The following is a 6,940-nucleotide window of genomic DNA, read 5'->3' on the forward strand; positions in this document are numbered from 1 at the left end:
GCCATGTTTACCTTTATTAAAAAAGTTATTAAGACCGGCACCGCGACGCACGCCTACCCGCTGGAGCCGATGCCGGTAGACAAAAACTTTCGCGGCAAGCCGGAGCATACGCCGCAGCAGTGTATCGGCTGCGCGGCCTGCGTGAACGCCTGCCCGTCGAACGCCCTGACGGTCGAGACCGATCTGACCACTAATCAGCTGGCGTGGCAGTTCAACCTCGGGCGCTGCATCTTCTGCGGCCGCTGTGAAGAGGTGTGCCCGACGGCGGCGATAAAGCTGTCGCCGGAGTATGAGCTGGCGGTGTGGAAGAAAGAGGATTTCCTCCAGCAGTCGCGCTTCGCTATCTGCCACTGCCGGGAGTGCCAGCGTCCGTTCGCGGTGCAGAAGGAGATCGACTACGCCATCGCGCTGCTCAAGCATAACGGCGATACCCGCGCCGAGCTGCACCGCGAAAGCTTCGAAACCTGCCCGGAATGCAAGCGCCAGAAATGCCTGGTGCCGTCCGATCGTATTGAACTGACCCGCCACATGAGGGAGGCCAGCTGATGAGCACTTTACTTGGCCCGCGCGATGAAAACGGTATTCCCGTGCCGATGACGGTGGATGAATCCATCGCCAGCATGAAGGCCTCGCTACTGAAGAAGATTAAACGTTCGGCCTACGTCTACCGCGTCGACTGTGGCGGCTGCAACGGCTGCGAAATCGAAATTTTCGCCACCCTTTCGCCGCTGTTCGACGCTGAACGCTTCGGGATTAAGGTGGTGCCTTCGCCACGCCATGCCGATATTCTGTTGTTTACCGGGGCAGTGACTCGCGCGATGCGCTCCCCGGCGCTGCGCGCCTGGCAGTCGGCGCCGGATCCGAAGATCTGTATCTCCTACGGCGCCTGCGGCAACAGCGGCGGCATCTTCCACGACCTGTACTGCGTCTGGGGCGGTACCGATAAAATCGTACCGGTCGACGTCTATATTCCGGGCTGCCCGCCGACGCCAGCCGCCACGCTGTACGGCTTCGCCATGGCGCTTGGCCTGCTGGAGCAGAAAATTCATGCCCGTCTGCCGGGTGAGCTCGACGAACAGCCGACCGAGCTGCTGCATGCCGATATGGTGCAGCCTCTGCGGGTGCGCATCGATCGCGAAGCGCGGCGTCTGGCGGGCTATCGCTATGGACGGCAGATTGCCGATGACTATATGCGTCTGCTTGGCCAGGGCGACAGTCAGGTGCTGCGCTGGCTGGAGGCGGAGAAAGATCCGCGTCTGACCGAGATCGTCACCCATCTCAACCAGGTGGTCGAGGGGGCGCGTATCCGATGAGCGAGACGGTGGTGTTCAGTCAGCTGAGCCGTAAATTTATTGATGAGAACGACGCCACGCCGGATCAGGCGCAGCAGGTGGTCTATTACAGCCTGGCGATTGGCCACCACCTCGGCGTCATCGACTGTCTGGAGGCGGCGCTGAGCTGCCCGTGGGACGCGTATCTGGCATGGATCGCCACCCTTGAGGCCGGAAGCGCCGCGCGGCGCAAAATGGAGGGCGTGCCGAAGTATGGCGAAATCGTCATCGACAGCAGTCATGTGGCGATGCTGGCCAACGCCTTTGATAAAGCGCAGTCCGCGCAGACCCCGCAGCAGCAGGCGTGGAGCAAAACCCTGCTCAGCATGCTGCATGATATTCACCAGGAGAGCGCCATCTACCTGATGGTGAGGAGATTACGTGACTGACGTTTTACTCTGTGTCGGCAACAGCATGATGGGCGACGACGGCGCCGGCCCGCTGCTGGCGGAGATGTGCGCGGCGAACCCGGCCGGCCAGTGGGTGGTCATCGACGGCGGCAGCGCGCCGGAAAACGACATCGTGGCGATCCGCGAATTACGCCCCGAACGCCTGCTGATTGTCGATGCCACCGATATGGGCCTAAACCCCGGCGACATTCGCATCATCGATCCCGACGACATCGCCGAGATGTTTATGATGACCACCCATAACATGCCGCTCAACTATCTGGTCGATCAGCTGAAAGAAGACGTCGGCGAGGTGATTTTCCTCGGCATTCAGCCGGATATCGTCGGTTTTTATTATCCGATGACCCAGCCGGTGAAAGAGGCCGTTGCCCGGGTGTATCAGCAGTTGGCAGGCTGGCAGGGCAAGGGCGGCTTTACTCAGCTGGAGGCCGCGGACGACTAGCCCTGCGGCGAACCGGGCTCTCCGCCGGCGCACGACTGGCCGGAAGGGAGCCCCGTTCCCGGCGCTGCCAGCTCAAGATTCTCTATCACTAATTTACCGGGCGACACCGAGACTCTGACCTGCGTGCCGACCGGAAACCCCGCCTGCTCCAGCCAGTCGCCGTTTAAGCTTAATGCCGCGTGGCGGGTGTAGCGCCGCGTCTCCCGCGTTTTGCGGTCCTCATGGCGTTTTCTGACATATCCCACGGTTAACTGGCGAATGGCCCTGGCTATCCCTCTGGCTGCGGTAGGGTGCTGTGCGCTCATGATGTGCTCCTTGCTGAAGATACCCCGGTAAAAGTACTGGATAAAATACCAGTTATTGTAAACCGGTGGCAAACCAGAAACTGGAATCAGGCTCGAGAAAAAAGCATGTAATGGATGCAACAGATAGCCGACGTCCGTCCCCCGGTTAGCGCGGGGAACGGGCGCGGGTGGGCGAGGGTGCTTAGTCGAGATCGGCGCCGTTACTGGCTATCACCTTCTGGTACCAGAAGAATGACTTTTTACGCTTACGCGCCAGGGTGCCGTTGCCGGCATCGTCGCGATCGACATAGACAAAGCCGTAGCGCTTGCTCATCTCGCCGGTGGACGCCGAGACCAGATCGATGCAGCCCCAGCTGGTGTAGCCCATCACCGGAATGCCGTCGCCGATAGCGTCACGCATTGCCCTGATGTGCTCGCGCAGGTAGCTGATGCGATAGTCGTCATTGATGTCCCCATTGGCATCGATCTCATCGCGGGCGCCAAGCCCGTTTTCCACCAGGAACAGCGGTTTCTGATAGCGGTCGTACATCATGTTCATGGTGATGCGCAGGCCCAGCGGGTCGATGCCCCAGCCCCATTCGCTGGCCGGAATGTGCGGGTTCTTCAGCGACTTGACGATGTTGGCGGCATTGGTGTTGCTGGCGTTCATCTCCGCCGAGGCGCAGCGCGACGCGTAGTAGCTAAAGGAGACGAAATCGACGGTGTTTTTGAGGATCTCGTCATCGCCCGGCTGTTTCGCAATCGTGACCCCTTTTTCCCGGAACACCCGCGCGGCCCACACCGGATAGGCGCCGCGGGCCTGGACATCGATAAAGAACAGGTTTTCGCGGTCCTTCTCCAGCGCCATCCATACATCTTCCGGCTTGCAGGAGTAAGGGTAGAAATTACCGCCGGCCAGCATACAGCCGACCTGATTTTGCGGGTTAATCTCATGGGCGATTTTCGTCGCCAGCGCGCTGGCCACCAGCTCGTGATGCGCGGCCTGATACTTCACCTGCTCCTGGTTTTCACCCTCCTCAAACACCAGACCGGCGCCGGAGTAGGGGCTGTGCAGCATGATGTTGATTTCATTGAAGGTGAGCCAGTATTTCACCAGGCCGTCAAAAGCTTCAAAGCAGGTGCGGGCGTAGTGGCTGAAAAAATCCACCATTTTGCGGTTGCGCCAGGAGCCGTACTCCATCACCAGATGCATCGGCACGTCGAAATGACACAGGGTGACCAGCGGCTCGATACCGTGCTTTTTGCACTCCTCGAACAGTGAGCGATAGAAGGCGATGCCCTGCGGATTCGGCTGCTGTTCGTCGCCGCGTGGGAACAGGCGGCTCCAGGCGATGGAGGTGCGAAAGACGCTGAACCCCATCTCGGCCATCAGGGCGATATCTTCTTTATAGCGATGGTAAAAATCGATCGCCTGGTGGCTGGGGTAAAATTCGTCTTCACGCAGCATAAAGCGCTTCTCCAGGCCTAATTTTACCGGCAGGCGATGGGCGCCGTGGGGAAGGGTATCCACGGTGGTCAGCCCCTTACCGCCTTCAAGATAAGCGCCTTCAGACTGGTTGGCGGCCAGTGCGCCGCCCCATAAAAATCCCTGTGGGAAACTCGCCATGCATTACCTCATTATCAATAGTGTACAGGCGTGGGATGCCTGGGCCCGGGCCTGGCGCGCTCTGGCGTCGGCAGCGGCCTGCTCAACGGGAATGTCCTCAAAGCCAAGGATCAGCGTCAGGGCAAACGACAGCACCACCGACAGCGCCATCACGCCAAACACCCAGACGATGGTCATTGGATTGGCCGGATCGAAAAACTGCACGCTGGTAAACAGCCCCGGCGCCGCCATCGAATGGCTGGCCAGTCCGGCAATACCTGCCACCGCGCCGCAGATAAAGCCGCTGATTAAGCTGGCGATCAGCGGGCGCTTCAGGCGCACCGCCACGCCATACAGCGCCGGTTCGGAAATCCCGGCCAGAATCGCCGATGCCGCGGCGGCCAGCGCCGTCTGGCGCAGCTCCGGGTTTTTGGTTTTCCACGCTACCGCCAGCGAACAGCCGCCGAGCGACAGGTTGGCGCCGATCTCCGATGGCATCACCATACCCTCTTTGCCGGTTTCGGCGATGGTCTGAATGATGGTCGGCGTAAAGACGCGGTGCATACCGGTCATCACCAACAGCGGCCACAGCCCGCCCATGATCGCCACCGACAGCCAGCCGAGATAGCTGTGGATCGTATACACCAGCGCGGAAATGGCGCTGCCGATCCAGATGCCCAGCGGGCCAATCAGCAGGATCGCCAGCGGGGCGGCGATCAGCACGATCAGCATCGGCTTCAGAAAGTTTTTCGTCACCGCCGGGGTAATGCGATCCACCCAGCGCTCGATATACGACAGGCACCAGGTCATCACCAGCGCCGGGATCACCGTATAGGTGTATTTCACCGCGGTAACCGGAATAAAGGCGAATTCAACGTGTTCTCCCTGGGCGGCTTTGGCCATCAATTCGATAAACCCAGGATGCACCAGCACCCCGGCGATGGCGATAGCCAGCGACATATTAGTTTTGAATTTCACCGCCGCGGAGGCGGCCACCATCAGCGGCAGGAAGAAAAATGCGCCGTCGCCGATAAGCGCCAGCAGGGTCAGCGTCGGCGAGCCTTTCGGCAACGCGCCGCTCATCTCGAGGATCATCGCCAGCAGCTTGACCATCGATCCGCCGATAATCGCCGGGATCAGCGGAGACATGGTGCCGATCAGCGCGTCGAGGATCCCGGCGCCGATGCGTTTCAGGGTCAGCGGCGCTTTGCCCTGCGGCTCAGCCGGGCGCAGGTCGCCTGGCAGCAGATTCACCACCTCGCGGTAGGCCTGGGAGACAGTGTTGCCGATGATCACCTGGCACTGGTTATCGCTGCGCACGACGCCGAGCACCCCGGCCAGGCCTTTCAGGGTAGAGCTATCGACCTGTTCGTCGTCTTTAACCACGAAGCGCAGACGGGTCATGCAGTGGGTAACGGCGGCGACGTTGTCGACCCCGCCGATTGCCGCGACTATCTGTTGCGCCAGGGCTGCATAATTTTTCGACATCGGATTTTATCCTGTTTATCAATAGGGTACTGATCTGCCACCGCCCCGCATCGCCGGGCGATACCATGTTTTTATAGGAAACCGGTTCCACAAAATCATGGTGAGTTTCAGTTAATTGCACAAGAAATAAAAAAATATGATCTCAATTTTGTGATTTTGATCGCTAAGCGTCGCCGTGAGCCGGATCGCGGTGATGAACAGGGGAGTGCTGTAAAAGCGGGAAACGTGCAGTACACTGCCTGCAACTTTTGCAACAGGAAGAATCACATGGCAACGATGCTGGAGGTCGCAAAGCGCGCGGGGGTATCGAAGGCGACCGTTTCGCGGGTGCTGTCGGGCAACGGCTATGTCAGCCAGGAGACCAAAGACCGGGTGTTTAAGGCGGTGGCGGAGAGCGGCTACCGGCCTAATCTGCTGGCGCGCAACCTGGCGACCAAAACCACGCAAACCCTCGGCCTGGTGGTGACCAATACCCTGTACCACGGCGTCTATTTTAGCGAACTGCTGTATCACGTGGCGCGGATGACGGAGGATAAAGGGCGGCAGCTGATCCTGGCCGACGGCAAGCACAGCGCGCAAGAGGAGCGGGAGGCGATCCAGTACCTGCTGGATCTGCGCTGCGATGCGATCATCATCTACCCGCGCTTTCTCACCGTCGATGAGATGGACGAGATCGTTGAGAACCACTCGCAGCCGATCATGGTGCTTAATCGCCGCCTGCGCCGCCACGCCAGCCACTGCGTCTGGTCCGATCAAAAAGCCTCGGCGATGCGGGTAGTGGAGCGGCTGATTGCGCTTGGCCATCGCGATATCGCCTTTATTACCGGCTCCCTTGACTCTCCCACCGGCGTCGAACGCCTCGCCGGCTACAAAGACGCGCTGGCTGGCCACGGCATCGCCCTGAACGAGGCGCTTATCGCCGAAGGGCGCTGGACGCCGGAAACCGGGGCGGCGGGGGTGGAGAGCCTGCGTCAGCGCGGGGTTACCTACAGCGCGCTGGTGGCGAGCAATGACGATATGGCCATCGGGGCGATGAAGCAGCTTCACCAGCTGGGCGTTAAGGTGCCAGAACAGGTCTCGGTGGTGGGGTTTGACGATATTGCTCTTGCGCCGTATATGGTGCCGTCGCTCGCCAGCGTCCGGGTGCCGGTGACGGAGATGATTAAAGAGAGCATCAATCGGCTGATCTTTATGCTGGATGGCGGGGAATTCAACTTTCAGCAAAGCTTTCCCGGAGCGCTGATTGAACGCGAGTCGCTGGTGGCGGGCCCCTGTGCCTGACGTCGTCAGCTGTCATCGTCACTACTGACGATGACAGCAAACCGCAGCTATAATAGTCTTTATAATCAATATATTAAAAAATTGGAACGTATTATGCA

At 59.8% G+C, this 6,940-nt stretch carries 8 protein-coding genes; 5 read left to right on the top strand and 3 right to left on the bottom strand.

Annotated elements, in window-relative coordinates; genetic code table 11:
- The first annotated feature begins 3 nt into the window (after positions 1–3).
- Genes KHQ28_RS16575 through hycI form a run of 4 tightly spaced genes read left to right on the top strand, consistent with a single transcriptional unit; the run spans position 4 to position 2,183 of the window.
- A complete protein-coding gene (locus KHQ28_RS16575) occupies positions 4–546 on the top strand; it encodes a formate hydrogenlyase complex iron-sulfur subunit (protein ID WP_008806181.1) in 543 nt (180 codons plus the stop codon).
- Entirely contained in the window at positions 546–1,313 is a 768-nt protein-coding gene (locus KHQ28_RS16580) for an NADH-quinone oxidoreductase subunit B family protein (protein WP_002914891.1), read from the top strand. The genes KHQ28_RS16575 and KHQ28_RS16580 overlap by 1 nt, the downstream gene beginning before the upstream one ends.
- Positions 1,310–1,720: a formate hydrogenlyase maturation HycH family protein gene (locus KHQ28_RS16585; RefSeq protein ID WP_002914887.1), complete on the top strand. Its 411-nt coding sequence runs from the start codon at positions 1,310–1,312 to the stop codon at positions 1,718–1,720. The genes KHQ28_RS16580 and KHQ28_RS16585 overlap by 4 nt, the downstream gene beginning before the upstream one ends.
- Positions 1,713–2,183: a hydrogenase maturation peptidase HycI gene (gene hycI / locus KHQ28_RS16590; protein ID WP_004174683.1), complete on the top strand. Its 471-nt coding sequence runs from the start codon at positions 1,713–1,715 to the stop codon at positions 2,181–2,183. Before KHQ28_RS16585 ends, hycI begins: the two co-directional genes overlap by 8 nt.
- Here hycI and KHQ28_RS16595 read toward each other — a convergent pair.
- The 3 genes from KHQ28_RS16595 to ascF all read right to left on the bottom strand — a co-directional run bounded on the left by KHQ28_RS16595 (position 2,180) and on the right by ascF (position 5,561).
- Positions 2,180–2,488: a SymE family type I addiction module toxin gene (locus tag KHQ28_RS16595; protein WP_002914883.1), complete on the bottom strand. Its 309-nt coding sequence runs from the start codon at positions 2,486–2,488 to the stop codon at positions 2,180–2,182. The genes hycI and KHQ28_RS16595 overlap by 4 nt on opposite strands.
- A gap of 181 nt (positions 2,489–2,669) precedes the next feature.
- Positions 2,670–4,094 carry a 6-phospho-beta-glucosidase gene (locus KHQ28_RS16600; RefSeq protein WP_032418411.1) on the bottom strand — a complete coding sequence of 475 codons (1,425 nt, stop codon included), beginning with the start codon at positions 4,092–4,094 and terminating at the stop codon, positions 2,670–2,672.
- Positions 4,095–4,097: 3 nt separating this feature from the next.
- Positions 4,098–5,561: a PTS cellobiose/arbutin/salicin transporter subunit IIBC gene (ascF, locus tag KHQ28_RS16605; protein WP_055314395.1), complete on the bottom strand. Its 1,464-nt coding sequence runs from the start codon at positions 5,559–5,561 to the stop codon at positions 4,098–4,100.
- Between the two features lie 267 nt (positions 5,562–5,828).
- Between ascF and KHQ28_RS16610 the strand changes: the two genes are divergently transcribed.
- Complete coding sequence (locus KHQ28_RS16610; RefSeq protein WP_004174685.1) at positions 5,829–6,842, top strand: LacI family DNA-binding transcriptional regulator; 1,014 nt, start codon at positions 5,829–5,831, stop codon at positions 6,840–6,842.
- Positions 6,843–6,940 lie beyond the last annotated feature (98 nt).

This window comes from Klebsiella sp. 28 (assembly GCF_018223905.1).
Classification (GTDB): domain Bacteria; phylum Pseudomonadota; class Gammaproteobacteria; order Enterobacterales; family Enterobacteriaceae; genus Klebsiella; species Klebsiella pneumoniae.